This window comes from Paracoccus sp. M683 (genome assembly GCF_007096355.1).
GTDB lineage: Bacteria > Pseudomonadota > Alphaproteobacteria > Rhodobacterales > Rhodobacteraceae > Paracoccus.
This window is the reverse complement of sequence record NZ_VKDF01000001.1, coordinates 103,644-130,188: the sequence shown is the minus strand read 5'-3', so window position 1 is coordinate 130,188 and position 26,545 is coordinate 103,644. Positions and strand designations below refer to the sequence as shown.

The following is a 26,545-nucleotide window of genomic DNA, read 5'->3' as shown; positions in this document are numbered from 1 at the left end:
ACACTGGCCTGCGCGCTGACGGGGTGGGACATGCCTGCCCTTGCGCGACGCGGACAACCGTTGGATGCTGCGCTCCATGACAAACCTGCATCCTGAATTTTTCCTGCGACTGTATTTCACCCAATCCGAGATGATGGGGCCGGGCAAGGCCGCGCTTCTGGATGGGATTCAGCGGACCGGCTCGATTTCCGCCGCCGGGCGCGAATTGGGAATGAGCTATAAGCGCGCCTGGATGCTGGTCGAGGCGATGAATGCCATGTTCCGCGAACCCGTGGTCAGCAGCGCGCGCGGCGGACCGGGTGGCGGCGGGGCCGAACTGACGCAGACCGGGGCGCAGGTGCTTGACCTGTTTCGCCAGATCGAAGCCAGCGCCGCCGAGGTCAATGCCGACCGGATCGGGCAGATGAAGGCGCTGTTGGCCGATATTCCCGAAGGAAAATAACGCTTGCCCAATGGCGTCGGTTGGTTATGTTCGACGAGACATAACCATGAAAGGCCGCTGATGATGAAACCACTTCGCCCGCTTTTTGCGCTGCCGCTGTTCATTGCAGGTCTGGCCATGCCTGCGATTGCCGAGGATGTGACGGTCTTTGCTGCCGCGTCGATGAAAACCGCACTGGACCCTGTAGCCGCGGCCTTCCAAGAGGCGACCGGCAATACCGTGGTGATCAGCTATGCCGGTTCGAATGCGCTGGCCAAGCAGATCCTGGAAGGCGCGCCGGCCGACATCTTCATCTCGGCCTCGGTGCAATGGATGGACGAGGTCGAAAAGGGTGGCGAGGTGCAGGACGGCGCGCGTGCCGACCTGCTGGGAAACGCGCTGGTGCTGGTCGCCCATGATGCCGCTGCCCCGGCTGTCGAACTGACCAGGGAAACCGATCTGGTCACCTTGCTGGGTGAAGGCAAGCTGGCCATGGCACTGGTCGATTCGGTGCCCGCCGGCCAATACGGGAAAGAGGCGCTGACCTCTTTGGGGTTGTGGGACGCGGTCGCGCCTTCGGTCGCGCAGGCCGATAACGTGCGCGCGGCGCTGGCACTGGTTTCGACGGGCGAGGCGCCCTTTGGCATCGTCTATGCGACCGATGCGGCGGCAGATCCGAATGTTCATGTGATCGGTACCTTCCCGGCCGACAGCCATAAACCCATTGTCTATCCGGCTGCCCTGCTGAAGAATGGCGCCGATGAGGCTGATCGTGCCTTCTATGACGCGCTCAGCGCGCCCGAGGCCGATGCAGTCTTTGAAGAACAGGGCTTCACGATCCTAAACTGAGGGTCTGAACCAACAGCCTGAACTGGCGCCCGAAACCGAGGGATTGATGACAGACTGGCTTAGCCCCGCCGAGTGGGACGCGCTGCGGTTGTCGCTGCGCGTGTCGATCTGGGCAACGGTGGTCAGCCTGCCTTTTGCGTTGCTGGCCGCGCATGCGCTGGCGCGCTGGCGGTTTCCCGGCCATGGGTTGCTGAACGGCATCGTGCATTTGCCGCTGGTGATGCCGCCAGTGGTCACCGGCTATCTGTTGCTGCTGACCTTTGGCCGGCGGGGGTGGGTCGGTGAATATCTGGATCAATGGTTCGGGATCGTCTTTGCCTTTCGCTGGACCGGCGCGGCGCTGGCCGCCGGGATCATGGCCTTTCCGCTGATGGTGCGCGCGATCCGGCTGTCGATCGAGGCGGTGGACCCACGGCTGGAACAGGCTGCGGGAAGTCTTGGCGCCAATCGCATCTGGGTCTGGTTCACGGTGACGCTGCCGCTGATCCTGCCCGGCGTCATCGCAGGTGCGATTCTGGCCTTTGCCAAGGCGATGGGCGAATTTGGCGCGACGATTACCTTTGTGTCGAACATCCCCGGCCAGACCCAGACCCTGCCATCGGCGATCTACAGCTTTCTTCAGGTGCCAGGGGGCGAATCCTCGGCAGCGCGGCTGGTCATCATCTCGATCATCGTGGCAATGGCGGCACTGATCCTCTCAGAGTGGCTGGCGCGCCGGGTCGCGCGACGGGTGGCGGGCCAATGACGGTTTCGGTCAGGCTGGCGCATGCCTTTGCGGAATTCTCGGTTGATCTGGATTTTCAGGCCCCGCCCGGCGTGACCGTGCTGTTCGGCCCCTCGGGGTCGGGCAAGTCGACGGTGCTGAACGCGGTCGCCGGCCTTCTGCGCCCCGATGCGGGCCGGATCGCGGTTGATGACATCGTTCTGACCGACACGGCACGGCGCCTGTTCGTGCCGCCCCATCGCCGCCGTCTTGGCGTGATCTTTCAGGACGGGCGGCTGTTTCCGCATCTGACCGTCCGGCAGAACCTGCGCTATGGCCGCCGGTTCGCACCGCGCGGACCCGGCAGCACATCCGAGGCGTCCGTGGTCGAGATGCTGGGCATCGGCGCACTTCTGGATCGCGCGCCCGCCACGCTGTCGGGCGGTGAAAGGCAGCGTGTCGCCATCGGCCGGGCCTTGCTGTCGGAACCGCGCCTGATCCTTGCGGATGAACCGCTTTCCGCGCTGGACGGGGAACGCAAGGCCGAGATCATGCCTTATCTGGAGCGGCTGCGCGATGAATTGCGTGTGTCCATGCTGTATGTCAGCCATTCCTCGGCCGAGGTCGCCCGCATCGCCACGACTGTCGTGACGATGGATCGCGGCCGCATCACCCGGATCGGCCCCGCCGCCGAGGTGCTGTCGGACCCTGCGCTTGCCGGGCGCGGGCGTGATGCCGGTGCGGTGATCGAGGCGCGGATCACCCGCCATCACGACGACGGCGTTACCGAACTGGATGCTGGCGGCGTGCCGCTGTTTCTGCCGCACCTGCCCGCTGCCGCGCCGGGCGACCGGATGCGGCTGCGGATCGCCGCGCAGGATGTGATGCTGGCCCACGACCGGCCCGAGGGCTTGTCGGCGCTGAACATGCTGCCGGGGCAGGTGGAAAGCCTGCGCGACGAAGGCGATGTGGTGCTGGTGCGGCTGACCACGCCCGCAGGGCCGATCCTGTCGCGGATCACCCGCCGCTCGGCCCGGCAACTGGGCGTCGCCCCCGGCGCGGCGATGACCGCTATCGTCAAGTCGCTGTCCCATGACCAGGGCGATATCGGCGCGCCGCTTCACTGACCTCTCTGCCGTGTCATGCGCCTTTGGTCTTGGGGGGGTTCCCGCAAAGGCCTGTTCGGCGGCGTATCCCTTGCACCTATGTCGAATTGGCCGGTTCGGGTGGCGGGATATATTTTGACGGAAATATCGAATCCGTGACGTCGCGACCCGGCCAGACCATCGGGCGTCACGCGGAAACCCACGGCAATGGCGGTCACCCGGCCGCCCATCAGGAGGAGAGAGATTTGAACAAGGTAGAACATTTCCGCACCAAGGCCGCGCCGTTCAAGACCCGCTATGACAATTTCATCGGCGGCAAGTTCGTCGCCCCCAGAAAGGGCCGCTATTTCGAAAACAGCTCGCCCGTGACCGGCAAGGTGCTGTGCGAGATCGCCCGTTCCGACGCCGATGATGTCGAGGCCGCGCTGGATGCCGCCCATGCCGCAAAGGATGCATGGGGCCATGCCAGCCCGACGGTGCGTTCCAACGCCCTGTTGAAGATCGCCGACCGGATGGAGCAGAACCTGGAACTGCTGGCCACCGCCGAGACCTGGGACAATGGCAAGCCGATCCGCGAAACCATGGCCGCCGATCTGCCGCTGGCCATCGACCATTTCCGTTACTTCGCCGGTGTGCTGCGCGCGCAGGAAGGCGGCATCAGCGAGATCGACGCCGATACCATCGCCTATCACTTCCATGAACCCCTTGGCGTGGTCGGCCAGATCATCCCGTGGAACTTTCCGCTGCTGATGGCCTGCTGGAAGCTGGCCCCGGCACTGGCTGCGGGCAATTGCGTCGTGCTGAAGCCGGCCGAACAGACCCCTGCCAGCATCATGGTTCTGGCCGAGCTGATCGCAGACATCCTGCCGCCGGGCGTTCTGAACATCGTCAACGGTTTCGGCCTGGAGGCAGGCAAGCCGCTGGCCTCGAACCCGCGCATCGCCAAGATCGCCTTTACCGGCGAAACCTCGACCGGCCGGCTGATCATGCAATATGCCAGCCAGAACCTGATTCCGGTCACGCTGGAACTGGGGGGCAAGTCGCCCAACATCTTCTTCGCGGACATCGCCAACGAGGATGACGATTTCTTCGACAAGGCGATCGAAGGTTTCGTGATGTTCGCGCTGAATCAGGGCGAGGTCTGCACCTGCCCCTCGCGCGCGCTGATCGACGAACGCATCTATGACCGCTTCATGGATCGCGCGCTGAAGCGGGTCGAGGCCATCGTGCAGGGCGATCCGCTGGACCCGGCGACGATGATCGGGGCGCAGGCTTCCAGCGAGCAGCTGGAAAAGATCCTGTCCTATATCGACATCGGCAAGCAGGAAGGGGCCGAGTTGCTGACCGGCGGCGAACGCGCCGTGCTGCAAGGCGATCTGGAAGGCGGCTATTATGTCAGGCCGACCGTGTTCAAGGGCCACAACAAGATGCGGATCTTCCAGGAAGAGATTTTTGGCCCGGTCGTTTCCGTCACCACCTTCCGCGACGCTGACGAGGCGCTGTCGATCGCCAATGACACGCTGTATGGCCTTGGCGCCGGTGTCTGGAGCCGCGAGGCCAATACCTGCTATCGCTTTGGCCGCGCGATCAAGGCCGGCCGTGTCTGGACGAACTGCTATCACGCCTATCCGGCCCATGCGGCCTTTGGCGGCTACAAGCAGTCGGGCATCGGGCGTGAAAACCACAAGATGATGCTGGATCACTATCAGCAGACCAAGAACATGCTGGTCAGCTATAGCCCCAAGAAGCTGGGCTTCTTCTGATCCGGTCCTGTCGGATCCAGGGGCGGCGCGGGGTTTCTTGCCCCGCGCCGCCATCACGCATTTTCAACCGATGAGGACGGACATGACGAGCACCCGCCATGACAAGGTGACAGCAACCCCCGCCGCATTGGACCTGCTGGCCCAGATCGTCGCTGATCATGGGCCGGTGCTGTTTCACCAATCCGGTGGCTGTTGCGACGGGTCCTCGCCGATGTGCTATGGGCAGGGCGATTTCCTGATCGGCGATCAGGATGTGCAGATGGGTGAAATCGGCGGCATGCCCTTCTATATCTCGAAAAGCCAGTTTCAGGCCTGGCAGCACACCGATCTGATCATCGACGTGGTCGAGGGGCGGGGCGGCATGTTCAGCCTGGACAATGGCCGCGAGCGGCGCTTTCTGACCCGCTCGACGATTTGCGTGCCGCCGGCGGCAGGGCAGGGCTGACAGCGGCCAGAAACAACAGGTCGCATCTGCGGATGGCCTATGGCGGTGGGCGCGGGCCGGTTTCGGCCCGCGCCTTGTTATTTCCCGGCGACGTCGTTGGGGTGTTCGTTCAGGTCATTACGCCCCAGCAGGCGGCGCATCAGCACATAGAACAATGGCGCGAACAGGATGCCCAAGGCTGTCGCGGCAAGCGTTCCGCCCAGCACCGTGGCACCGATGGCGTTGCGGCCGTTCGACCCGGCCCCGGATGACAGAACCAGTGGCAGAACCCCAAGCGAAAAGGCGATCGAGGTCATGATGATCGGGCGGAAACGCTGGCGCGCTGCCTCGACCACGGCCTTGAACAGCGGCACCCCCGCCTGCGATTGTTCTCGGGCGAACTCGACGATCAGAATGGCGTTCTTGCCTGTCAGGCCGATCACGGTCAGCAGCCCGACCTGGAAGAACACGCCATTGTCGAACTGGCCCAGGAAGGCCCCCAGCAGGGCACCCAGCACGCCGATCGGCATGACCAGGATCACCGCCAGCGGGATCGACCAGCTTTCATACAGCGCGGCAAGGCACAGGAACACCGCAGCCAGCGACAGCGCATAAAGCAGGGTTGTCTGGTCGCCGGATTCGCGTTCTTCCAGCGACAGGCCGGTCCAGGCAGCGGCGAAACCGGGTGGAAGCTGGCTTACCAGCCGCTCGATCTCGGCCATGGCCTCGCCCGAGCTGACGCCGGGCGCCGGGGCCCCCTGGATCTGCATCGACGGCACGCCGTTATAGCGGCTAAGGCCCTGCGGCCCGAAGGTCCATTCCCCCTCGGCGAAATTCGAGAAGGGCACCAGACCGCCGCTGGCATTGCGCACCCGCCACTTGTCCAGATCCGAGGGCACGGCGCGGCTGTCGGCCTCGCCCTGGACATAGACGCGCTTGATCCGGCCGCGATCGACGAAGTCGTTCACATAAAGCCCGGTCCAGGCCACTTGCAGCACATTGGCGACATCGGTGGCGGTCACGCCCATCGCGCCGGCCTGCCGCCAGTCGATGTTCAGCCGATATTGCGCCGCATCCTCCAGCCCCGAGGGCCGGGCCTGGGTGATCAGCGGGCTTTGAGCAGCCATGCCCAGCAGTTGATTGCGCGCCTCGACCAGTTGTTCGTTGGACTGGCCGCCGCGTGCCTGAAGATAGAAGTCAAAGCCCGAGACGTTGCCCAGTTCGATGACCGAGGGCGGCACGATTGGGAACACCATGGCGTCGCGGATCTGGCTTAGCGCGCCAAAGGCCCGCCCTGCCACCGCCTGCACCGACTGGTCAGGACGCGGACGTTCGGACCAGTCCTTCATCCGCACAAAGGCCATACCGACGTTCTGGCCCTGACCGGCAAAGCTGAAGCCGGTGACGCCGAACATCGCCTCGACGTTCTCGGACTCGGCGTTCAGGAAATAGTCCTGCACCTGTTCGATCACGGCGGCGGTGCGCTCGGTCGTGGCGCCGGTCGGACCCTGGATCAGGACGAACATGATCCCCTGATCCTCGTCCGGCAGAAAACCCTCGGGCGTGCGCATGAACAGCAACACCATCGCGGCACCCAGGCCGGCATAGACCAGCAGCGTGCGCAGCGGCCGCCGCACGATATAATTGACCGAGCTGGTATAGCCATGGGTGGTCTTGTCGAAGCCGCGGTTGAACAGGCCGAACAGACCGCGTTTCTTGCCATGCGAGGGCTTCAGCATCGAGGCGCAGAGCGCCGGCGTCAGCGTCAGCGCCACGACCACCGACAGGCCCATGGCCGAGACGATGGTGATGGCGAATTGCTGATAGATCACCCCGGTCGAACCACCGAAGAACGCCATCGGCACGAACACAGCCGACAGGACCAGTGCAATGCCGATCAACGCGCCGGTGATCTGGCCCATGGATTTGCGCGTCGCCTCGCGCGGGGACAGGCCTTCGTCCTCCATGATCCGCTCGACGTTTTCGACCACGACGATGGCGTCATCGACCAACAGACCGATGGCCAGAACCATGGCCAGCATGGTCAGCGTGTTGATGGTGAAACCGAACAGCGCCATGATGCCAAAGGTGCCCAGCAGAACGATCGGCACGGCCAGCGTCGGGATCAGCGTCGCCCGCCAGTTCTGCAAGAACACGAACATCACGATAAAGACCAGAACGATGGCCTCGATCAGCGTCTTGACCACTTCCTCGATCGAAATCTCGACAAATGGCGAGGTGTCGAAGGGGATGACGTAATCGACGCCTTCGGGGAAGAATTCGGCGAATTCCTCCATCCGTTCCTTGACCCGCTCGGCCGTGTCCAGCGCGTTCGCGCCCGGTGTCAGGCTAAGCGCCATCCCCGATGCGGGGCGCCCGTTATAGGTCGCATCGGCGGCATAGCTTTCGGCGCCGATCTCGATGCGGGCCACGTCCTGCAACAGAACCAGCCCGCCGTTTTTCTCGGCGCGCAGCACAATCTGGCGAAATTCCTCGGGCGTGGAAAGCAGCGATTGCGCCGTCACCGTGGCGTTCAGCTGCTGGCCCTCGACCGCCGGCTGGCCGCCGAATGCGCCCGCCGAAATCTGCGTGTTCTGCGCCGAAACCGCGCCGACCACGTCCGAAGGCGTGATCTCATAGGCGGCCATCTTGGCCGGATCCAGCCAGATGCGCATGGCATATTGCGCACCAAAGACCTGGACGCTGCCGATGCCCTCGATCCGGCTGAGATCGTCGACAAGGTTCGCCACCATATAGTCGGACAGGTCGGTCTGATCATAGCTTTCATCGCCGATCAGGCCGATCACCATCAGAAAGCCCGAGGTGGCCTTTTCGACGGTGACGCCCTGGCGCTGCACCGGTTCGGGAAGCATCGAGGTGGCCTGCGACAGCTTGTTCTGCACCTGCACCTGGGCGATGTCGACATCGGTGCCCGTCTCGAAGGTCAGCGTCGTCGTCGACGTGCCCGCCGAGGTCGAACTGGAGGACATATAGCGCAGCCCGTCCAGTCCGGTCATCTGCTGTTCGATGATCTGGGTGACGGTATTGCTGACGGTATCGGCCGATGCGCCCGGATAGGTCGCACGGATCGAAACCGAGGGCGGTGCGATCTGCGGGTATTGCGCCACGGGCAGGCTGAGGATCGACAGGATGCCGACCCCCATGATCAGGATCGAGATCACCCAGGCGAAAACCGGACGGTCAATGAAGAAACGGGCCATGGTTCAGCTTTCGATGATCCGGGATGGGATTAGTTGCCGGCGCTTTCGCCGGATGCTTCGGCGGGGGCGTCGGTTCCGGCTTCGGATCCTGCCTCTGCCGGGGCTTCGGTTTCCGCCTCGGTGGCGTCAGGCGCTGCGTCAGCCTCGGCCGGTGCGGCGTCAGTCGCTGCGGCAGCAGCGTCGGCTGCGGGTTCGGCCTGCCGTTCCTCGGGGGTGACGGTCATGCCGGCACCGATGCGCTGAAAGCCCTCGACGATCAGCCGTTCGCCGTCGTTCAGCCCCTCGCGGACGACCCAGGTATTGCCCCGGTCCTGCACGATATCCAGCATCCGTTCCTCGACAACATTGTCGGCATTCACGACATAGGCGACGGGGCGGCCGCGACGGTCACGGGTGACGCCTTCTTGCGGGGCAAGGACGACGCCCTGGATCTCGGCCTGCGGAATTTCCGCCAGCACATACATGCCGGGCAGCAGCAGGTTGTCGGGATTGGGGAATTCCATCCGCAACGTCACCACGCCGGTGGTTTCGTCCACATGCGGCTCGGCTGCGGTCAGCGAGCCGGTATGTTCATAGCTGCTGCCATCGGCCAGCAGCAGCGTGACCGTGCGGTCCACGCCGTCGGGCAGCGCGGCCTGCGCGCCCTGACGCTGCCAGCGAACGATTTCAGCCGCCGATTGGGTCACATCCACGCGGATCGGGTCGATGCTGCGGATGACCGCCAGCGGTGTCGCCTGGCTGGCCGTGACCAACGCACCTTGCGAGGTCTGGGCAAGGCCGATGACCCCGTCCAGCGGTGCCGTGATCGTAGTGCGGTCAAGGTCGATCTGCGCTGTGTCGACCTGCGCCTCGGCGGCCTTGACGGCGGCGTTGGCCGCATCGCGTGCGGCGATGGCGCTGTCCTCGGTCTGCTCGCTGGCCACGCGACGATCGCGCAATGTTGCCACACGCTCGGCCTCGCGCACGGCGGCATCTGCCTGGGCCACGGCTTGCGCCAGCGAGGCCTGGGCCTGTGCCATCGCCGCCTCGTAGCTGCGTGAATCGATGCGATACAGTGGATCGCCTGCGGCGACGACGCTGCCTTCGCTGAACAGTCGTTCAGTGATGATTCCGTTGACCTGCGGGCGCAGCTCAGCCTCGGCCGAGGCTAATGCGCGGCCCGGCAGGGTCGAGGTCAGCGTCACGTCCTCGGCATGCAGGGTCACGACGGTGACCGCAGGCGGCGGGGCTTCGCCGCCGGCCTGCTGCGCGGCGGTTTCGGCCGCCGAAAGGGTGAAGGCGGCAAGGGACGCCACAGCAAGAATGTTCAGAGATGACATGGTTTCCGCCAGCAGCAGCTTGAAAATATGACAGGAACGTTCCGGCCGTTGGCAGCTTGCCGGAGCGGGGGTTCCGGCAACTTAGGGTGTAAATGCAGGGGCTGCAATTCCCGAATGGTAATTTTACGCCGGTCACAAATCCGTGACAGCGATAACCGCAGCGGCAAAAAACGAGCCGCCGGGACGGGCTGAACAATATCCCGTCACGGCGGCTGGGGAGGGGTATCTGACAAATACCTGGAAGGAAAAAGTCACTCGTTACTAAATCTGTTCCTGCATCTGGACAAGACGCCGCACGGGGATCACGGCTGGGTAACGATCACTCTTCACTTCACGGTTTCCACAATACGACGGCACTGCGGATGCGTATATGCGTGTTATTACCTAGGTAGATTTGCCTAGCCCGGTCGCGGTGCCAGCTTGGCCTTGCAGTTTCTGCCGGGCTTGGGGATTCTGGGCGGACCGCGCATCTGGACGCAGGAGAAAACATGGCCAGCCCCGACACCACCCTTTCCGGCGACGCGCCAGCAACCCGGAGCGAGCCACCGCTGACCTCGCTGTCCCATGGCGGTGGCTGCGGGTGCAAGATCGCGCCGGCGGTGCTGTCGCAGATCCTTGCGGGGACGCCGTCCTTCCCGGCCCCGCGCGATCTGCTGATCGGCAACGAGACCGCCGATGACGCCGCGGTCTATCGGCTGAATGACCAGCAGGCGTTGGTCGCGACGACCGATTTCTTCATGCCCATCGTCGATGATCCGCATGATTTTGGGCGCATCGCCGCGACCAATGCGATTTCCGATGTCTATGCCATGGGCGGGCGGCCGATCATGGCGCTGGCCCTGGTCGGCATGCCGGTCGACAAGCTGTCACCCGAGACGATCGGCAAGATCCTGTCGGGCGGGGCCGAGGTCTGCGCGGCGGCGGGCATTCCGGTGGCTGGTGGCCATACGATTGATTCGGTCGAGGCGATCTATGGGCTGGTTGCGCTTGGGCTGGTCCATCCCGACCGGGTGCGCACCAATGCGGGCGCGCGGCCGGGCGATGTGCTGGTTCTGGGCAAACCCATCGGCGTGGGGATCCTGTCGGCGGCGCTGAAGAAAGGCGCGCTGGACGATGCCGGCTATGGCCGGATGATCGACACCACCACCCGGCTGAACACGCCCGGCCCGGATCTGGCCGATCTGGACGGCGTTCACGCGATGACCGACGTGACCGGATTCGGCCTTGCCGGGCATGCGCTGGAAATGGCGCGGGGATCAGGTGCCGAATTGCGGCTGGACTGGGCTTCGGTCCCGCTGATCGACGAGGCGCGCGGATTGGCTGAAAGGGGCTTTGTCACCGGCGCATCCGGGCGGAACTGGGCCAGCTATGGACAGGGTGTCAGGCTGGGCGAGGGGCTGGATGCGACAGATCGGGCGCTGCTGACCGACCCGCAGACGAGCGGTGGGCTGATGGTCGCCTGCGACCCCTCGGCGCTTGATCGGGTGCTGGCGATCTTTCGTGATCACGGCTTTGACAGGGCGGCCGTCATTGGCGAGGTGGCACCCGCCGACACCCCCGGCGTGACCGTCCGCTAGCGCCCTTCTGCCCGACCTGTCCGCAGGGCATGGCGCCGCCCCTTGGCTGGTGCTACGCCCATGCGGGATGCAGCGAGTCGGGGAGGGGCATGCATGCGGCAACATTATGACGTGGTCGTCATCGGCGGTGCGGTGATCGGCTCGGCCGTGGCCTATTACCTGATGGCCGATCCGGGGTTCAAAGGCAGCGTGCTGATCGTGGAACGTGACCCGGCTTTCCGTCAGGCCTCGACCTCGCTGTCGGCGGCGTCCATCCGCACGCAGTTTTCCAATGCGATCAATGTGAAGATCAGCCAGTATGGCGCGCAGGTGATCCGCGATTTCGGCGACCTGATGGCCGTTGGCGATACGCGGCCCGATCTGAATTTTCACCCCGGCGGCTATCTGTTCCTGGCCGCAAACGAGACCCAGGCCGAAACGCTGCGCCTGAACCATGTCGTTCAGCACGACTGTGGCGCCGATGTCGTGCTGTGGAGCCCGGATGAACTGGCCGAGGCCTTTCCTCATCTGCGGGTCGATGATGTGCTGCTGGCATCCTATGGCCGCTCGGGCGAGGGGTGGTTCGACAATTCCGGGCTGATGAACGGATTTCGCGCCAAGGCCCGTGATCTGGGTGCCGATTATGTGGTGGACGAGGTTACCGGCATTGCCCGGCAGGGCGGGCGCGTCACCGGCATCACGCTGGCCAGCGGCGGCCAGGTCCAGGCGGGCACCATCGTCAACGCCGCCGGCCCGCGCGCGGCGCGGGTGGCGGCGATGGCCGGGTTGGCCATCCCGGTCGAGCCGCGAAAGCGCAGCGTTTTCGTCTTTGACTGCGCCGCCACGCCCGAAGGCAGCGCGCGGCTGAACCATGGCCGCCTGCCGCTGCTGATCGACCCAAGCGGCGTCTATGTCCGGCCCGAGGGGCGCTTCTTCCTGACCGGCTGCCCACCGGTCGCCGACCCGGCCGTCGATTGCGACGACTTCCAGCCCCGCCATGAAGAGTTCGAAGAGATCATCTGGCCGGTTCTGGCCGAACGCTCGGCGGCCTTCGAGGCGATCAAGCTGGTGAACATGTGGGCGGGGCATTACGCCTTCAACACGCTGGATCACAACATGATCGTCGGACGCCATCCCGAGGTGGAAAATTTCATCTTCGCCAACGGTTTCTCGGGGCACGGGCTGCAACAGGCCCCGGCGACCGGGCGCGGGGTGTCGGAACTGATCGTGCATGGCGGTTTCCGCACGCTGGATCTGTCGCCGCTTGGGGTGGAACGGATCCTTGAGAACCAACCGTTTCTGGAACGCGCGGTGATCTGAGGCGGGGTCGGGGGGCTGCAACTGGCTTCGCTGTCAGCTTTGGTGCCGGCCGAACATGTTCCAGATGCGGCGCCTCTCCGGCTGTGGCTGGTTTCGCCCCATCCACAGCTGCGCCCCGCGCCTGCCGCCTTGCAGATGGCTTGCGCGGTGACGTGATCACCGGCGCAGATGCGCTCGACAACGCGGATGATGTGATAGGCAGAGGGGATCTGGGGCCGCTTGGCCCGGATCGCGCTGGACGGGTCGTAGTCGCGCCACAGGCCGGTGCTGTCATGGCAGGCTTGCGCAAAGGTCAGCACGCGGGTGGCGCGGTCCGATGAAGAAAGCGCGGGATCAAAGGTTTCGAAGGCAAGGGCCGGGGTGGGGCAGGTGAACCAGCCGGTGAAATGCAAGCTGGCCGGTTTCTGTTCGTTTCCGGTGATCTGCATGATCGACCACAGCAGATGATCCCACCTGACGGGCTTGGCGAAAAAGTTGATCTGGGTGGGGGCCAGACGGCACGGCTGGACGCCCAGACCCCTATCGTCGGTGCGCCGGTTCAGAATGTCCCGTTTGACAGATCAGCCCGTCCCCTTGGCGGTGGCGCGCATCGCATCGGACTGTTCCTTCAGCGTTTCCTTGCGCATTGCGGTCGACGCATCTTTTGACAGGCGGGGCCTTTCAACCATCACTGGCGGCACACTATCGTGCCAGAGCCTGCCCGCCGCAACCTCCCGACGCCCCGACGCCCCGGTGGGAACCGGGACTGCGGGCAGGGCGGCAGGTCTTAGCGATCGGGTGCCTTGATATGTTCGTGCCGGTCGCCCTCGGGCAGGTCGAACAGGCCCTTGCCCCATTGGGCTGCCTGCCATTCCTGCTTGGCATGGTCGATCTTTTCCTCGCTGGACGCGACGAAGTTCCACCAGACATAGCGCGGCCCGTTCAGCGTCGCCCCGCCAAGCGCCATCAGCCGCGCGCCCTGCGGACCGGCGGAAACGGTGATCTTGTCGCCGGGGCGGAAAACCATCATCCGGCCGGCCTCGAATGTCTGGCCCGCGATGGTGACCGAGCCTTCGGTGATATACAGCCCGCGATCCTCGTGATCATCGGGCAATGGGAACCGCGCGCCGGGGATCAGCGTGACATCCAGATAGAAGGTTTCCGAATACAGCGTCGCCGGGGCCTTTTCGCCATAGGCATGGCCAAGGATCAGCCGGGCGGTGACGCCCTCGGCCTCGAACTCGGGCAGGGTTTCGCGGCCGTGATGTTCAAAGATCGGGGCCATGTCCTCGCGGTCTTCGGGCAGGGCGATCCAGGTCTGGATACCGTACAGGCTGTGAGGGCCCTGGCGGCCCGTGCTGCTGGTGCGTTCGGAATGGGTCACACCCTTGCCCGCCACCATCCAGTTCACTGCGCCGGGCAAGATCACCTGATCGGTGCCGATGCTGTCGCGATGGTGGAAATCGCCGCTGTAGAGATAGGTCACGGTGCCCAGTCCGATATGGGGATGGGGGCGCACGTCAATGCCCTGTCCGGTCAGGAACTCTGCCGGGCCGGCCTGATCGAAAAAGATGAACGGCCCGACCATCTGTCGTTTCGGGGCGGGCAGGGCACGTTTGACCTCGAAACCGCCAAGATCGCGGGCGCGGGGGATAATCAGCGTCTCGATGGCATCGACGCCGATTTCGTCGGGGCAACCGGGTTCAAGCGCGGGGTTCCAGCTCATGACGGGTCCTTTCGTTCCTTGCGTCACGGTAATTCGCGATTTCGGACGGCGCAATCTAAGAAGGGTTCGTGATTTGCGAACGCCGCATCCGCGCGGGGCGTCTGGACAACGCGCGACGCCATCACCACGATACCACCACCAGCAAGGAGATTCCCGATGCCCACACTTTACTACGCCCGAGGTGCCTGTTCGCTGGCGCCCCATATTGTGCTGGAATGGATCGGCGCGCCCTATGACGCCGTCCGGGTCGACTATGGCGCCAAGGAATTGCTGGCGGTGAACCCTTCGGGCGCGGTGCCGACGCTGCGCGAGGATGATGGCTGGCTGCTGACGCAGGCCGGCGCGATTCTGGAATATCTGGCCGCGAAACACCCCGAGGCCGGGCTGAGCGGCGGCGAATCCCTGCGCGACCGGGCCGAGGCGCATCGCTGGTCGTCCTTCTTTACCAGCGACATGCATGCCTCGTTCTGGCCGATCTTCATGCCTTATCGCTATACGACCGATGCAAGCGACGCTGCCAAAAAGGCCGCGGTCGAGGCCGGGCAGGTGCTGGCTGACAAGCAGTTCGCGGTGCTGAACCGGCATATGGAGGGGCGTGACTGGGTGCTGGGCGCAGGGCGCGGGCAGCGCTCGGTCATTGATGCCTATGCCTTTCCGATGATCCGTTGGGGCACCAAGACGCTGCCCGGCGGGTTGGCCGAATACCCCAATGTTCTGGCGTTGCATGACCGGATCGCCGGGGATGAGGCCGTGCAGCGGGTTCTGGCGCGCGAGGCGGCGAAGTGACCACTGGTATCCATCACGTCACCGGGCTGACCCGCAGCGTTCAGAAGAACGTCGATTTCTATGTGGGCTTTCTGGGCCTGCGGCTGGTCAAGCAGACTGGTGGCTTCGAGGATGCCGAACAGCTGCACCTGTTCTATGGCGATGCCCTGGGCAGCCCCGGTTCACTGATCAGCTTTCTGGTCTGGGAATCCGGCGCCTCGGGCCGGATCGGCCATGCGCAGGTGGGCGAGATCGCCTTTGCCGTGCCCCCCGCCAGCATTGGCGACTGGCTGCAACGGGCGATGGCCGCGCGTGTGCCGGTCGAGGGGCCGATGCGCGAGATGGGCGAGACGGTCCTGCGCCTGAAGGATCCCGACGGGATCATCGTCAAGCTGGTCGGCCTTGACATGCCCGCCGCCGCCCCCTTGCCCGACCCGATCGCGCCGACGCGCATTCGCAGCGTCACCATCCTGACCGAGAATGCCGATGCCACGGCTGCCTTCGCCGAACGCTTCGGTTATCGCACCGCCAGGACCGAGGGGACGATCCGGCGGATGGTCTCGGACACGGATGTGATCGACATTCGCGATGCGCATGGCTTCTTTCCGGGCATTCCGGGGACCGGGATCTTCGATCATGTGGCCTTCCGCGCCCCTGATGCCGATGCGGTGCGCCGGATGCGGCTGGACCTGCGCGACCATGACGGGCTGACCCATGTTCATGACCGCAAGTATTTCCTGTCGCTTTACGTCCGCGAACCGGCCGGCACGCTGTTCGAATATGCCACCGACGCCCCCGGTTTCATCGTGGACGAGCCGGCCGAGCATCTGGGCGAGACGCTGCTGATCCCGCCCCATGACGCCGCCCGTGCCGAGGAATTGAAAGTGATGCTTCCGCAATTCGCCCTGCCCGGCGAGGAAAGGATGCCCATGCGCGACCTGCCTTTCATTCATCGCTTCCATACGCCGGACGAGCCCGACGGCTCGACCATCGTGCTGTTGCACGGCACCGGCGGGAACGAGGCCGATCTGATGCCGCTGGCCTTGCGGATGAACCGCCACGCCACCCTGCTGGGGGTGCGCGGACGATCCACCGAGGAAGGCATCAACCGCTGGTTCCGCCGCTATGACGCGACGACCTATGATCAGGCCGATATTCGCGCCGAGTCCGAGGCATTCGCGGGTTTCGTCGAAGGCGCGATCCGGGGCTATGGGCTGGATGCGTCGCGGATGACCTTCCTTGGCTATTCCAATGGCGCGAACCTGTTGGGGGCGATCATGCTGTTGCATCCCGGCACCGTGCGGCGCGCGATCCTGCTGCGCGGGATCGAGGTGCTGGACGAACCGGTGCAGGCCGATCTGGCCGGAACCCGCGTTCTGATGCTGAACGGCGCGCGCGATCCCTTTTCCCGGATGGCGCCGCCGCTGGAACAGGCGCTGCGCGCCAATGGCGCCGAGGTCGATGCCCGCACGCTGTCCGCTGGCCATGAACTGACCCCGCAGGATCTGACCGCCGCCGCCGAATGGCTGGCCTGACGGGCAGGTATTGCAAAACCTGAAGGAAGGAAGGCGAGGAATGTCTGACATCACCATCACCAAAGAAGAAGGCGAGGGCCGCAAGGGCCGCTATGTCGCGCGGATCGAGGGGGTCGACGCCGAGGGCGAGATTACCTTTACCCATCGCGGGCCGGGCGTGATCAGCGCCGACCATACCGGCGTGCCCGATGCCATGGGTGGCAAGGGCGTGGCCAAGGCGCTGCTGAATTTCATGCTGGATGACGCGCGGGCGAACGGCTTTCGGATCATTCCGCTTTGCCCTTATGTCCGCGCGCAATATGCGCGCCATGCCGAATGGTCCGACCTGTTCACCACCAAGCCGGGCGAAGATCCGTAAGGCGCCCGCCACTTTCCCCGCGCGACCGCAGCGGGCCAACAGCCGCCCGGTTTGCTGCCGGGCGGCTGACTTGTCTTGCAGGTCTTGCAGGTCTTACAGGCTGGCGGCAAAACCCGCCATGAACGCGGCCAGTTGTTCGCGCGTGGCCTGATCGGTCAGGTTGCTGTCCTTGTCGAACAGCGTGCCGGCGCGGGCAACGATCATCCGTCCCTCGAACCACGGCTTTGTGCGCAATGTACGCAGGACCGGCAGCCAGTGGTTCTGTGCCATGACCGTGCCGAACCCGCCGGGCGAGGCCCCCAGAACCGCGACGGGCTTACCCTCGAACATCTTCAGCCCCGGTCCGCGCGACATCCAGTCCAGCGCGTTCTTGAACACGCCGGGAATGCCGTTGTTATATTCCGGCGTCACCAGCAACAGGGCATCGGCCGCAGCCAGCTGGGCCTGAAGGCGCTGGACAGATGCGGGCAGACCCTCGGCTGCCTCCAGATCCGCGTCATACAGCGGCACCTCGCGGATCGAGCCGATCTCGACCGTCACCGATGCTGGCGCGACCTCGGCTGCCGCGCGCAGAAGCCCCGCATTGAACGAGCCGCGCCGAAGGCTGCCCGAAAGGCCAAGGATTGTCTGGCTCATGATGTGAACTCCGATCTGGTTGGCGCCATGTGAACCGGCGGGCCGGGTCGCGTCAACCTGTGCCATAAAGGGAAAAAGGGCGCCCGTTGCGGGGCGCCCTGAAGATTGATTGCGGATGCGCGGGTCAGTCCAGGGGCTTCAGATTCGCCTCGATCTGTGCCCGGCGCGGTTCCAGGAATGGCGGCAGCGACAAGCCTTCGCCCATGGTTTCCTGCGGCTCGTCCACGGCAAAGCCGGGGCCGTCGGTCGCGATCTCGAACAGGTTGCCGCCCGGTTCGCGGAAATAGAGGCTGCGGAAATAATACCGCTCGACCTCGCCAGAGCTGGGGATGCGGAACTCGCTCAGCCGTTTCGCCCATTCGTGGATCGCCGGCACGTCCGGCGTGCGGAAGGCGACGTGATGGACCGCACCGGCGCCCTGCCGGGCAAAGGGCAGGTCGGGTTGAACGGCCACATGCAATTCGGCAGCCGGGCCACCGTCGCCCATCTCGAACACATGCACCTGACCCACGCCATCGGGGCTGGCATAGTCGCGGACCCGGCGCATGTTCATCACCTGGGTCAGCACCGCTTCGGTCGGGGCCAGTTCGGCCACCGAGATGGTGATCGGGCCAAGGCCACGGATCTGGTGTTCGGCGGCAACCGGACTGCGATCCCAGGGATGGGTTTCGCCGGGCTGGTCTGCGGTCAGGCGGAAACGCTGGCCTTCAGGATCTTCGAAATCCAGCGTGCCACGGCCGTCCAGCGTGCCGATCTGGCCCACGGTCAGCTTGTTGTCGGCCAGGCGGCCGGCCCAGAAATCAAGACTGGATTCGTTCACCCGCAGGCCGGTGCGGCTGATCGAATGGGTGCCGCGACGCTCGGCCGCGACGGGCCAGTCGAAAAAGGTCAGGTCGGTGCCGGGACTGCCCGCACCATCGGCGAAGAACAGGTGATAGGCGGATGTGTCATCCTGGTTGACGGTCTTTTTCACGCGGCGCAGGCCCAATGTGTCGGTATAGAACCGATTATTGCCAGGCGCATCGGCGGTGATCGCGGTCAGGTGGTGAATGCCGGTAAGGTCCATGATTGGTCTCCTTGTTGTTGCCACCAATTTCGGCTTCGACGAGGCGAAACGCCAGAGACCGGTTTGCGAAGGCGGCGTTCGGCAATTGCGAACGTCAGCCATCGCGCTATGTTCGTGCCATGCGATATAGTCTCGAAGAAATCACCACTTTCCTTGCCGTCATGGAACTGGGCACCGTCACCTCGGCGGCGGCCCGTCTGAACCTGTCGAAATCGGTTGTGTCCAAGCGCATCTCTGATTTCGAGACCGCTGTTGGCGCGGCGCTGTTTCGCCGCCACGCAGGCCGCATCGCGCCCACCGAGGCCGCCTTGCGCCTGGCCGAGCGGTTGCGCCCGGCGCTGGCGGAACTGACCGCCGCCACCGAAAGCGCGGCCTGGGGCATGGATGGTGCCGCGCCCCTGCTTGGCAGCCTGTCCATTGCAGCCCCGATGAGCTTTGGCACCATGTATCTGACCGCCAGCCTTGCGCGCTTTGCCGCCGCGCATCCGGCGCTGGAATTGCGCATCGACTATGATGACCGCACCCGCGATCTGGCGCGCGAGGGGTTCGATCTGGGCATTCGCATCGGCGATGCGCGCGACAGCGCCCTGATCGCCCGCAAGCTGTGTGAGGATCGGCAGGTGGCCTGCGCCAGCCCCGACTATCTGGCGCGCAATGGCGTTCCGACGACGCTGGCCGATCTGCGCGATCATCAGGTCATCGGCTACAGCCACATGGCCGATACCCAAAGCTGGCAGTTCCGGCAGGGTGGGCGGATGATCTCGCCTCAGGTCGGTGGCCGGCTGAGCCTGAACAATGGCGAGGCGATGCAAGAGATGGCCATCGCCGGGCTGGGGCTGGCGATGCTGCCGGGTTTCATTGCGGCCAGGGCGTTGCGCAAGGGGCAACTGGTGCAGGTGCTGCCGGAATTCCAGACGCGGGCCTTGCCGATCATGGCCGTCTGGCCCCCTGTCAGCCCCTTGCCGGCCAAGCTGCGGGCGCTGGTCGACCATCTGGCGGCCGATCTGGCGGATGGCGAAGGCTGGCGCATCGTGACCGAGGCCGAGCCGGGGACGGTCCCGCCCCCCGCGCCGAAACCGCAGCTTCCGCGGGCCGGCCGAAAGGGCTGACAGGCCGGCTTCTTGTGTTGTCGCCTGCCAGGGGCATAATCGCGGGTGACATCGTCATCCGGTTGGGAAAGGGCAGAACATGCGCGCCATCGTCATTCATGCGGCCAGGGATTTGCGGCTGGAAGAACGCGATGCGCAGCCGCCCGGCAAGGGCGAAGTTGCAATCCGGCTGGCGACGGGCGGCATCTGCGGGTCTGATCTGCACTATTACAATCATGGCGGCTTTGGCGCGGTGCGGCTGAAGGAACCGATGATCCTGGGCCACGAGGTCGCCGGCCGGATCGAGGCGCTTGGGCCGGATGTTTCGGGCTTGGCCATCGGCGATCTGGTGGCCGTGTCGCCCTCGCGTCCCTGCGGGGCCTGCGCCTATTGCCGGGTCGGGCTTCCCAATCACTGCGAGAATATGCGTTTTTACGGATCGGCCATGCCGTTCCCGCATATTCAGGGGGCGTTCCGGCAGCAGCTTGTCGCCCGTGCCGATCAATGCGTGCGGGCCGAGGGGCTGACGCCGGGGCAGGCGGCCATGGCCGAGCCGCTATCGGTCTGCCTGCATGCGACAAGACGGGCGGGCGAGGTGCTGGGCAAGCGGGTGCTGATCACCGGATCGGGGCCGATCGGGACGCTGTGCGTGCTGGCCGCGCGCGCCGCCGGCGCAGCCGAGATCGTCGTGACCGATCTGGCCGACAGCGCGCTGGCTTTCGCCCAAAAGGTGGGGGCCGAGCGGGTGATCAATACCCGCACCGATCCTGATGCGCTGGCCGAATATCGCGCCGGCAAGGGTTATTTCGACATCTTGTTCGAATGTTCCGGTGCCGCGCCGGCGCTGGCGGGCGCGATTCCCGCGATGCGGCCGCGTTCGGTGATCATGCAGCTTGGGCTGGGCGGCGACATGACGCTGCCGATGCAGGCGATGACGGCAAAGGAAATCGACCTGCGCGGCTCTTTCCGCTTTCACGAGGAATTTGCCATGGCCGTGCGGCTGATGCAGCAGGGCCGGGCCGACGTGCAGCCGCTGATCTCGCACACCCTGCCGCTGGCCGAGGCGGTGGCCGGGTTCCAACTGGCCAGTGACCGAAGCCAGGCGATGAAGGTGCAGATCGCCTTTGACTGACGCCTTGCACCCGGCCGGGATGGGCAGGGCCAGGGGCGGGGCAGGATCAGCGGCGGGGCAGGGTCAGTCTGGGGCCTCGAAATCCAGCCGGTCGGGGCGATAGTTGAACAGCTCTAGCCGCGCGGGCTTGCCCTCAACCAGCCGCAGCGCGGTCAGGCTGGCCGGACCGACGGGGATGATATGGGCCGGCTGCAATGCCAGAAAGTGATGCAGCAACGCCCGGATCACCCCGCCATGGCAGACCACCAGCAGATTGGTGCAGGGGGTTTGCTGTTCGGCCGCGATCGCCCCGGCCACGCGGCCGACAAAGGCCGGCCAGCTTTCCCCGCCGGGTGGCGAGGCGGTGCCGGCGCGCCAGCCCAGATAGGCGGCCTGATCCCTTGCCGTGATCTCGTCGATGGACAATCCTGTCCAGTCGCCGACCCCGATTTCCCGCAGATCGGCCGTCAGCCGGGCATCGCTGGCGCCAAGCCGGTTCGCGGTTTCCGCCGCGCGGGACAGGTCGGATGCGATGGCGCGGCAGGGGCCGATGGCCTGGATGACCGGGCGCAGGGCATCGGCCTGTTGCCGGCCCAGATCGCTCAGCGCGATGTCGGCCTGACCTTGCAGGCGGCGGGCGGCGTTCCATTCGGATTGGCCGTGACGAACAAGCAGCACACGCATCAGCCGATCCTTTCGCCATCGGTGCCAAACCAGCTGTCGGGCCGGGCTGGCAGCACGAATTGCACCGTCTCGCCGATCCGGGCATCGGGTGCGGTGTCGGTGATGGCGGTCAGGCGCAGCGGCCCGGCCATCCCGGTCAGCATGACACGCCCGGCAATGCTGCTGCGCTCGACCAGTTCCATCGGCAGGCTGTGCGGGGTTTCATCGCGGCCCACCGCCACGGCCTCGGCCCGATACATCGCCAGGCAATCATCGGCCGGGGGCTGCACCGGCATATGCCGCCCGCCGACCTTGTAGCCCACGCCGTTCTTCTGCACCGGGATCATGTTGTTGGGCGGCGTGCCAACAAAGGTCGCGACAAAGGCGGTCTGGGGTTGCTGAACCAGATCCTCTGGCGTGCCAAATTGCTGGACGCGGCCGTCATTCATCACCGCGACATGGGTGGCCATGGTCATCGCCTCGATCTGGTCATGGGTCACATAGACCGTGGTGGCGCCGGTTCTGCGATGCAGGCGCATCAGCTCGGTCCGCATCTCGACCCGCAGCTTGGCATCCAGATTTGACAGCGGCTCGTCAAACAGCAGCACGCCGGGGCGCGGGGCGATGGTGCGCGCGATGGCCACGCGCTGTTGCTGCCCGCCCGAGATCTCGTTCGGGAAACGCCCTGCCAGCGGGTGAATGTCCAGCATGCGCAGCACCTCGTCGACGCGCGCGGCACGTTCGGCGCGCGGCATCTTCATCACCTTCAGCGGCCACTCGACATTGCCGCGCACCGACATATGCGGCCACAGCGCATAGGATTGAAACACCAGCCCCGAATTGCGATGGGCCGGATCGACCGACCAGTTCCTGTCGCCGTCGGACACGGTCTGACCGTCAAAGACGATCTGGCCCGCGCTTGGCAGTTCCAGCCCCGCCAGCATCCGCAGCAGGGTGGTCTTGCCGCAGCCCGAGGGGCCAAGCAGCACCAGAAAGGCACCGTCAGGAACCGTGATCGAGACGTCCCTGACGGCCTCGACGGCCCCGAAACGTTTGTGCAGATTGCGGATTTCCAGCATGTCTTACCCTTAATTCTTCAGCCAGGGCTGGGATTTCGATTGCAGCCGGTTGGCCAGCAGCGTGGCGCCGATCGACAGCACCAGGATCACCACGGTGATCGCATTCGCGAATTGGCCGAACCCTTCCGAGGCATAGCGATAGGCCAGCACTGACAGCAGCGGCATGGTCGGCGTGAACAGCAGCACGACCAGCGACAGATCGCGGATGATCTTGACGAAAATCAGGATGCCGCCCGCCGCCAGCCCCCGGATGGCCAGCGGCACGGTGATCGCCGCCATCCTGCGGGCAAAGCCTGCGCCGGTCATGCGGGCGGATTCCTCCAACTCGCCGCCGACCTGCTGGATCACCGCCCGCCCGGTCTGGACCGAAAAGGGCAACAGATAGGCCGTGGCGGCGATGACGAGCAGCGCAAAGGTGCCGTAAAGCGCCGGAAAGGGGCCGATCGGGGCGCCGAGATAGGCGATATAAGCCGCGCCAAAGGCGATGCCGGGCACCAAGAGCGGAAGAAAGCTGATCTGGGTGATCGCGGCCGACATCCAGCCGCTGCGATGGCGCGCGGTGGTATAGGATGCCAGCAGGCCGATGAACATGCCGGTCGCAGCCACGGTCAGGCCAAGGGCCAGCGTGATCGTCAGCGCCCGGACGATATCGGCATTGTGGATGATGCCGGGAATGCCATGGGCAAAGCCCGCATCGCTGCGCCCGATCCAGTAATGCAGCGTCCAGTCCGAGAACAGCCTGGACGATGACGGCGCGAGGCTGGAGGCGATCAGCACGATCACCGGCACCACGGTCGATGACAGCAGGAACGTCATGGCCAGCCCGAACAGGGGCCAGCGGGCGGCGCGCAGGGCGAACCGCTTGGCCCGCCCGCCCTTGCCGGTGATCGTGGCATAGGATCGCCGGCCCGACACGATGCGGTTGCCCGCCCACAGAAACAGCGCCGAGACCAGCAGCAGCATGATGCCGATGACATAGCCACGGCCGACCTGCCCGACCTCGATCATGCCGAACAGCCGCGTAGACAGGGTCTGCATCCTGACCGGCAGGCCCAACAGGGCGGGCGTGGCGAAATTCGATACCGCGCCGGCAAAGCACAGCGATCCCGCCGCCACCAGTGCGGGCATGGTCACCGGCAGGATGATCCCCAGCAGGATGCGCCGCCCCTTTGCGCCGGCGATCTGGGCGGCCTCGACAAGGTCAGAGTTCACCGTTGCAAGGGCGGCGGCGATGATGGTGAAAGCCAGGCTGAAATAATGCAGCACCAGCACGATAAGTGTCGGCAGCATGCCCCAGGCAAGCCAGTCGGGGATCTGAAGGCCCATGCCCTGCAACCAGCCCATCTGGCCGCCGATCCGGTCGTTGCGAAACAGCGATCCCCAGGCCAGCGCGGCCGCGAATGAGGGGATCATGAAGGGCAGGGTGGCCATCACGCCGATGGTTTTGCGAAAAGGCACGTCGGTCATGACCACCAGCCAGGCCAGAAACCCGCCCAGAAGCACGCAGCCTGCCGCGACAACGACCCCGATGATCAGCGTATTGGCCAGCGGCTTATAGAACAGGTTCGACGACAGCCGCCCGGTCAGCACATCGGACCATGCCTTGATGGTGTCGGGTTGCAGCGTAAACAGCAAGGTCCGCAGCAGCGGCAGGATGATCAGCGCGATCAGGATCGCAAGCACCACGGCTTTCAGCACCGTGCCCTGCCGGAACAGCACACGCCGTCCTTGCCCGCTGATGGCAGCATCGGCCATGAGGGTCGTCCTTTGTCTGGGTCGAGGGTTCAGTCTGTGTCAGGGGCGGGTCCGTTGCCAGTCCGCCCCTGACGCACCGGGTCGCGTCAGGTGGCGCGCTATTGCAGCGACAGCACCAGATCCCCGATCTCGGCACGCATGGCGGCGGTCTGGGCGGGGTCGATATGCCATGCGGTAAATTCGTCCAGCGGCACCGCATCCGGGTGCGGGGGGATGTCGCTGCGGGTGACGTAATCGCCCGCCACATAGAAGGGGGCCAGCCCCGCGCCGCCGGTATCGGTCTCGTCGCCCATCAGAAAGTCGATGGCCAGACGCGCCGCTGCCGGATGGGCGGGATTGGCCGCCAGCGCCAGAACGGCCGGAAAGACGATGCCCGGTGCCGGCGCCACCTGATTGGCGACCTGCAAGGCCCAGCCTTCGTCCTGATTGTCGCGGCGGTCGGAATAGCTGGTAAAGCCGATGGGCGGATTGGCCTGCCCCTTTGCCCCCACGGCCACATTCACATCATCGGTCGAGCCGACAAGGATCACGTCATTGGCGAACAGGTCGATGATGAATTTCTCGCCCGCATTCGCGGCATCGCCCAGTTCGATCGGCTGGCCGAACTCGTCCTGATAGGCCTGGGCCATCTGATCGGCGCGCAGCACGACTTCCGTCATCAGATCCAGATAGTCGCCGCGCTGCAAGGGGTCGACCATCACCACCCGGCCGCGCCAGTCCTCGCGGGTCAGATCCCACAGGTTGTCGACCGGCGCGCCATCTGGATTGGCTTCCTCGTTATACATCAGCACCTTGGTCGACAGGCGCTGCGCCAGCAGCGGCGACTGGAACTGCGGCGGGATGCGGTCGGCCACGCGCGGCGGCACGTAATTGGCGATGATCCCGCTGTCCAGCAGCGCCGGCAGGACCACCGGCACATCCGAGATATAGATCACATCGGCATTGGCCACGCCCGCCTGTGCCTCGGCCTGAAGCCGGGCGATCTGTTCCGTCGACGAGATGTCGAAACCTTGCAGGTCGATGCCGGGATAAGCCTCTTCAAAGGCGGCCTCGACCCGGCCTATGCGGCTGGTGAAGGAATAGACCGTCACGCTGCCTTCCTGTTGCGCCAGGGGCAGCAACTGGTCGGGGGTCATCGCGTCCAGATCGTCCTGGGCGAAGGCCGCCGAAGACAACAGGATACAGGCGGCGCCAAGACGCCGTGCCGTCAGAATCGTCATTTCATCCTCCCTTGGGACGGGTTCGCCTATTCAAACCGCTCGATAAGGTGTCCCAGCCTTTCGAGCTTTTTCAGTGAGGTATCCTTTGCGGTTTGGCCGGCGGCGATGATGATGGCATTGCAGACCGTCATCGGCACCGTCAGCGTCTGGAAAGCGTCGGGATCGCCCGATCGCGGGGCCGCCAGCAGGTGATCGGGGCGGGGCGACAGCAGCGCCCCGGAATTGCCCGAGATGACGATGCTGGCCGCGCCGGCCTCGTGTGCGGTCTGGATCAGCGCCGCATAGGCGCGGGGCGGGCGGCGGAAGGCAAAGGTCAGCAGCGCATCGCCAGCCTGCATGCCCAGGGCCTGTTCGGCCAGGCCGCGCGGGTCGGGCGTCATGTGATGCACATCCTTGCCAAAGCGGCGAAAGCGTTTGGTCATCATCAGCGCCAGGACCTCGGCATTGCCATAGCCGTAGATAAAGATGCGCGGCGCCGCCATCATCAGCCCGGCGGCATCGGCGATCTGATCGGCGGTGATGAAATCCTCGATCCGCGACAGGGCCTGCGCCTCGGTTTGGGCGAGGCTGCCCAGAATGGTGCCCGCCGGTGTTTCGGCAATGGTCTTTTCAAAGCGCGTCGCCGGGTCGCGTGTGGCGATGAATTCCTCGCGCAGCGCGTCGCGAAAGGCGGCATAGCTGTCAAAGCCCAGCTTGCGCACCAGCCGCGAGGCCGTCGCCTCGTGGACGCCGACGATCCGGGCCAGATCGCTTGCCGTGCCCAATGCGGCCGTGGTCGGGCTTTCGATCACCGTCTCGGCCAGCCGCCGTTCATTCGGCGTCAGATGCGCAGCCTGTTGGGATATCTTTTCGATCAGCGACATTGTCAGCCTTTCTCCGTTG

At 65.1% G+C, this 26,545-nt stretch carries 23 protein-coding genes; 13 read left to right on the top strand and 10 right to left on the bottom strand.

Annotated features, from left to right (window positions below):
- Positions 1-76: 76 nt before the first annotated feature.
- From FNJ84_RS00560 to FNJ84_RS00535, 6 genes are all read left to right on the top strand, one after another.
- Positions 77-442 carry a winged helix-turn-helix domain-containing protein gene (locus FNJ84_RS00560; RefSeq protein ID WP_143790973.1) on the top strand — a complete coding sequence of 122 codons (366 nt, stop codon included), beginning with the start codon at positions 77-79 and terminating at the stop codon, positions 440-442.
- Positions 443-502: 60 nt separating this feature from the next.
- Positions 503-1,270, top strand: a complete 768-nt coding sequence (gene modA / locus FNJ84_RS00555; protein ID WP_143790972.1) for a molybdate ABC transporter substrate-binding protein — start codon at positions 503-505, stop codon at positions 1,268-1,270.
- 46 nt (positions 1,271-1,316) lie between these two features.
- Positions 1,317-2,015: a molybdate ABC transporter permease subunit gene (modB, locus tag FNJ84_RS00550; protein ID WP_143790971.1), complete on the top strand. Its 699-nt coding sequence runs from the start codon at positions 1,317-1,319 to the stop codon at positions 2,013-2,015.
- Positions 2,012-3,100 (top strand): molybdenum ABC transporter ATP-binding protein, encoded by a 1,089-nt coding sequence (gene modC / locus FNJ84_RS00545; protein WP_143790970.1) that lies wholly within the window; start codon positions 2,012-2,014, stop codon positions 3,098-3,100. Before modB ends, modC begins: the two co-directional genes overlap by 4 nt.
- 224 nt (positions 3,101-3,324) lie before the next feature.
- A complete protein-coding gene (gene adh / locus FNJ84_RS00540; protein WP_143791456.1) occupies positions 3,325-4,842 on the top strand; it encodes an aldehyde dehydrogenase in 1,518 nt (505 codons plus the stop codon).
- Positions 4,843-4,924: 82 nt separating this feature from the next.
- Positions 4,925-5,287 (top strand): DUF779 domain-containing protein, encoded by a 363-nt coding sequence (locus tag FNJ84_RS00535; RefSeq protein ID WP_143790969.1) that lies wholly within the window; start codon positions 4,925-4,927, stop codon positions 5,285-5,287.
- Positions 5,288-5,364: 77 nt separating this feature from the next.
- Here FNJ84_RS00535 and FNJ84_RS00530 read toward each other — a convergent pair whose 3' ends face one another.
- Both FNJ84_RS00530 and FNJ84_RS00525 read right to left on the bottom strand, forming a co-directional pair.
- Positions 5,365-8,487, bottom strand: coding sequence for an efflux RND transporter permease subunit (locus FNJ84_RS00530; RefSeq protein WP_143790968.1), 3,123 nt, complete (start codon positions 8,485-8,487; stop codon positions 5,365-5,367).
- A gap of 29 nt (positions 8,488-8,516) precedes the next feature.
- Positions 8,517-9,806 carry an efflux RND transporter periplasmic adaptor subunit gene (locus tag FNJ84_RS00525; RefSeq protein WP_143790967.1) on the bottom strand — a complete coding sequence of 430 codons (1,290 nt, stop codon included), beginning with the start codon at positions 9,804-9,806 and terminating at the stop codon, positions 8,517-8,519.
- A gap of 488 nt (positions 9,807-10,294) precedes the next feature.
- Here FNJ84_RS00525 and selD point away from each other — a divergent pair, with 488 nt between their 5' ends.
- Both selD and FNJ84_RS00515 read left to right on the top strand, forming a co-directional pair.
- Positions 10,295-11,383, top strand: a complete 1,089-nt coding sequence (gene selD / locus FNJ84_RS00520; RefSeq protein WP_143790966.1) for a selenide, water dikinase SelD — start codon at positions 10,295-10,297, stop codon at positions 11,381-11,383.
- A gap of 93 nt (positions 11,384-11,476) precedes the next feature.
- Positions 11,477-12,682: an FAD-binding oxidoreductase gene (locus FNJ84_RS00515; RefSeq protein WP_143790965.1), complete on the top strand. Its 1,206-nt coding sequence runs from the start codon at positions 11,477-11,479 to the stop codon at positions 12,680-12,682.
- A gap of 766 nt (positions 12,683-13,448) precedes the next feature.
- On the opposite strand, the gene FNJ84_RS00510 is transcribed toward FNJ84_RS00515, so the two are convergent.
- A complete protein-coding gene (locus FNJ84_RS00510; protein ID WP_143790964.1) occupies positions 13,449-14,387 on the bottom strand; it encodes a pirin family protein in 939 nt (312 codons plus the stop codon).
- A gap of 156 nt (positions 14,388-14,543) precedes the next feature.
- Between FNJ84_RS00510 and FNJ84_RS00505 the strand changes: the two genes are divergently transcribed.
- The 3 genes from FNJ84_RS00505 to FNJ84_RS00495 are packed head-to-tail and all read left to right on the top strand — an operon-like array spanning position 14,544 to position 17,045.
- Entirely contained in the window at positions 14,544-15,173 is a 630-nt protein-coding gene (locus tag FNJ84_RS00505; protein ID WP_143790963.1) for a glutathione S-transferase family protein, read from the top strand.
- Positions 15,170-16,687: a VOC family protein gene (locus FNJ84_RS00500; RefSeq protein WP_143790962.1), complete on the top strand. Its 1,518-nt coding sequence runs from the start codon at positions 15,170-15,172 to the stop codon at positions 16,685-16,687. Before FNJ84_RS00505 ends, FNJ84_RS00500 begins: the two co-directional genes overlap by 4 nt.
- A 40-nt stretch (positions 16,688-16,727) precedes the next feature.
- The gene (locus tag FNJ84_RS00495) at positions 16,728-17,045 is read left to right on the top strand and encodes a GNAT family N-acetyltransferase (protein WP_143790961.1); all 318 of its coding nucleotides are present in this window, start codon (positions 16,728-16,730) and stop codon (positions 17,043-17,045) included.
- 93 nt (positions 17,046-17,138) lie between these two features.
- Here the strand turns inward: FNJ84_RS00495 and FNJ84_RS00490 are convergent, their stop codons facing one another.
- Both FNJ84_RS00490 and FNJ84_RS00485 read right to left on the bottom strand, forming a co-directional pair.
- Positions 17,139-17,681, bottom strand: a complete 543-nt coding sequence (locus FNJ84_RS00490) for an NADPH-dependent FMN reductase (RefSeq protein WP_143790960.1) — start codon at positions 17,679-17,681, stop codon at positions 17,139-17,141.
- A 124-nt stretch (positions 17,682-17,805) separates the two neighbouring features.
- On the bottom strand, positions 17,806-18,747 hold the full coding sequence (locus FNJ84_RS00485; protein WP_143790959.1) for a ring-cleaving dioxygenase: 942 nt from the start codon (positions 18,745-18,747) through the stop codon (positions 17,806-17,808).
- A 119-nt stretch (positions 18,748-18,866) separates the two neighbouring features.
- Between FNJ84_RS00485 and FNJ84_RS00480 the strand changes: the two genes are divergently transcribed.
- Positions 18,867-19,856 (top strand): LysR family transcriptional regulator, encoded by a 990-nt coding sequence (locus FNJ84_RS00480; RefSeq protein WP_143790958.1) that lies wholly within the window; start codon positions 18,867-18,869, stop codon positions 19,854-19,856.
- A gap of 79 nt (positions 19,857-19,935) precedes the next feature.
- Positions 19,936-20,967, top strand: a complete 1,032-nt coding sequence (locus FNJ84_RS00475; protein WP_143790957.1) for an L-idonate 5-dehydrogenase — start codon at positions 19,936-19,938, stop codon at positions 20,965-20,967.
- A 63-nt stretch (positions 20,968-21,030) separates the two neighbouring features.
- Here the strand turns inward: FNJ84_RS00475 and FNJ84_RS00470 are convergent, their stop codons facing one another.
- The 5 genes from FNJ84_RS00470 to FNJ84_RS00450 form a co-directional block, all read right to left on the bottom strand.
- A complete protein-coding gene (locus FNJ84_RS00470; RefSeq protein WP_221931902.1) occupies positions 21,031-21,630 on the bottom strand; it encodes a histidine phosphatase family protein in 600 nt (199 codons plus the stop codon).
- Positions 21,630-22,688, bottom strand: coding sequence for an ABC transporter ATP-binding protein (locus tag FNJ84_RS00465; protein ID WP_143790955.1), 1,059 nt, complete (start codon positions 22,686-22,688; stop codon positions 21,630-21,632). Before FNJ84_RS00465 ends, FNJ84_RS00470 begins: the two co-directional genes overlap by 1 nt.
- Before the next feature lie 9 nt (positions 22,689-22,697).
- On the bottom strand, positions 22,698-24,443 hold the full coding sequence (locus FNJ84_RS00460; RefSeq protein WP_143790954.1) for an iron ABC transporter permease: 1,746 nt from the start codon (positions 24,441-24,443) through the stop codon (positions 22,698-22,700).
- A 98-nt stretch (positions 24,444-24,541) separates the two neighbouring features.
- The gene (locus tag FNJ84_RS00455) at positions 24,542-25,663 is read right to left on the bottom strand and encodes an ABC transporter substrate-binding protein (RefSeq protein WP_143790953.1); all 1,122 of its coding nucleotides are present in this window, start codon (positions 25,661-25,663) and stop codon (positions 24,542-24,544) included.
- A gap of 26 nt (positions 25,664-25,689) precedes the next feature.
- Positions 25,690-26,526 (bottom strand): MurR/RpiR family transcriptional regulator, encoded by an 837-nt coding sequence (locus FNJ84_RS00450; protein ID WP_143790952.1) that lies wholly within the window; start codon positions 26,524-26,526, stop codon positions 25,690-25,692.
- Positions 26,527-26,545: the final 19 nt, after the last annotated feature.

Bases quoted from the DNA above. Each gene is read 5' to 3' on its own strand.
- FNJ84_RS00560 (WP_143790973.1), top strand. From the start codon at position 77: ATGACAAACCTGCATCCTGAATTTTTCCTGCGACTGTATTTCACCCAA.
- modA (WP_143790972.1), top strand. From the start codon at position 503: ATGATGAAACCACTTCGCCCGCTTTTTGCGCTGCCGCTGTTCATTGCA.
- modB (WP_143790971.1), top strand. From the start codon at position 1,317: ATGACAGACTGGCTTAGCCCCGCCGAGTGGGACGCGCTGCGGTTGTCG.
- modC (WP_143790970.1), top strand. From the start codon at position 2,012: ATGACGGTTTCGGTCAGGCTGGCGCATGCCTTTGCGGAATTCTCGGTT.
- FNJ84_RS00535 (WP_143790969.1), top strand. From the start codon at position 4,925: ATGACGAGCACCCGCCATGACAAGGTGACAGCAACCCCCGCCGCATTG.
- FNJ84_RS00530 (WP_143790968.1), bottom strand. From the start codon at position 8,487: ATGGCCCGTTTCTTCATTGACCGTCCGGTTTTCGCCTGGGTGATCTCG.
- FNJ84_RS00525 (WP_143790967.1), bottom strand. From the start codon at position 9,806: ATGTCATCTCTGAACATTCTTGCTGTGGCGTCCCTTGCCGCCTTCACC.
- selD (WP_143790966.1), top strand. From the start codon at position 10,295: ATGGCCAGCCCCGACACCACCCTTTCCGGCGACGCGCCAGCAACCCGG.
- FNJ84_RS00515 (WP_143790965.1), top strand. From the start codon at position 11,477: ATGCGGCAACATTATGACGTGGTCGTCATCGGCGGTGCGGTGATCGGC.
- FNJ84_RS00510 (WP_143790964.1), bottom strand. From the start codon at position 14,387: ATGAGCTGGAACCCCGCGCTTGAACCCGGTTGCCCCGACGAAATCGGC.
- FNJ84_RS00505 (WP_143790963.1), top strand. From the start codon at position 14,544: ATGCCCACACTTTACTACGCCCGAGGTGCCTGTTCGCTGGCGCCCCAT.
- FNJ84_RS00495 (WP_143790961.1), top strand. From the start codon at position 16,728: ATGTCTGACATCACCATCACCAAAGAAGAAGGCGAGGGCCGCAAGGGC.
- FNJ84_RS00490 (WP_143790960.1), bottom strand. From the start codon at position 17,681: ATGAGCCAGACAATCCTTGGCCTTTCGGGCAGCCTTCGGCGCGGCTCG.
- FNJ84_RS00485 (WP_143790959.1), bottom strand. From the start codon at position 18,747: ATGGACCTTACCGGCATTCACCACCTGACCGCGATCACCGCCGATGCG.
- FNJ84_RS00480 (WP_143790958.1), top strand. From the start codon at position 18,867: ATGCGATATAGTCTCGAAGAAATCACCACTTTCCTTGCCGTCATGGAA.
- FNJ84_RS00475 (WP_143790957.1), top strand. From the start codon at position 19,936: ATGCGCGCCATCGTCATTCATGCGGCCAGGGATTTGCGGCTGGAAGAA.
- FNJ84_RS00470 (WP_221931902.1), bottom strand. From the start codon at position 21,630: ATGCGTGTGCTGCTTGTTCGTCACGGCCAATCCGAATGGAACGCCGCC.
- FNJ84_RS00465 (WP_143790955.1), bottom strand. From the start codon at position 22,688: ATGCTGGAAATCCGCAATCTGCACAAACGTTTCGGGGCCGTCGAGGCC.
- FNJ84_RS00460 (WP_143790954.1), bottom strand. From the start codon at position 24,443: ATGGCCGATGCTGCCATCAGCGGGCAAGGACGGCGTGTGCTGTTCCGG.
- FNJ84_RS00455 (WP_143790953.1), bottom strand. From the start codon at position 25,663: ATGACGATTCTGACGGCACGGCGTCTTGGCGCCGCCTGTATCCTGTTG.
- FNJ84_RS00450 (WP_143790952.1), bottom strand. From the start codon at position 26,526: ATGTCGCTGATCGAAAAGATATCCCAACAGGCTGCGCATCTGACGCCG.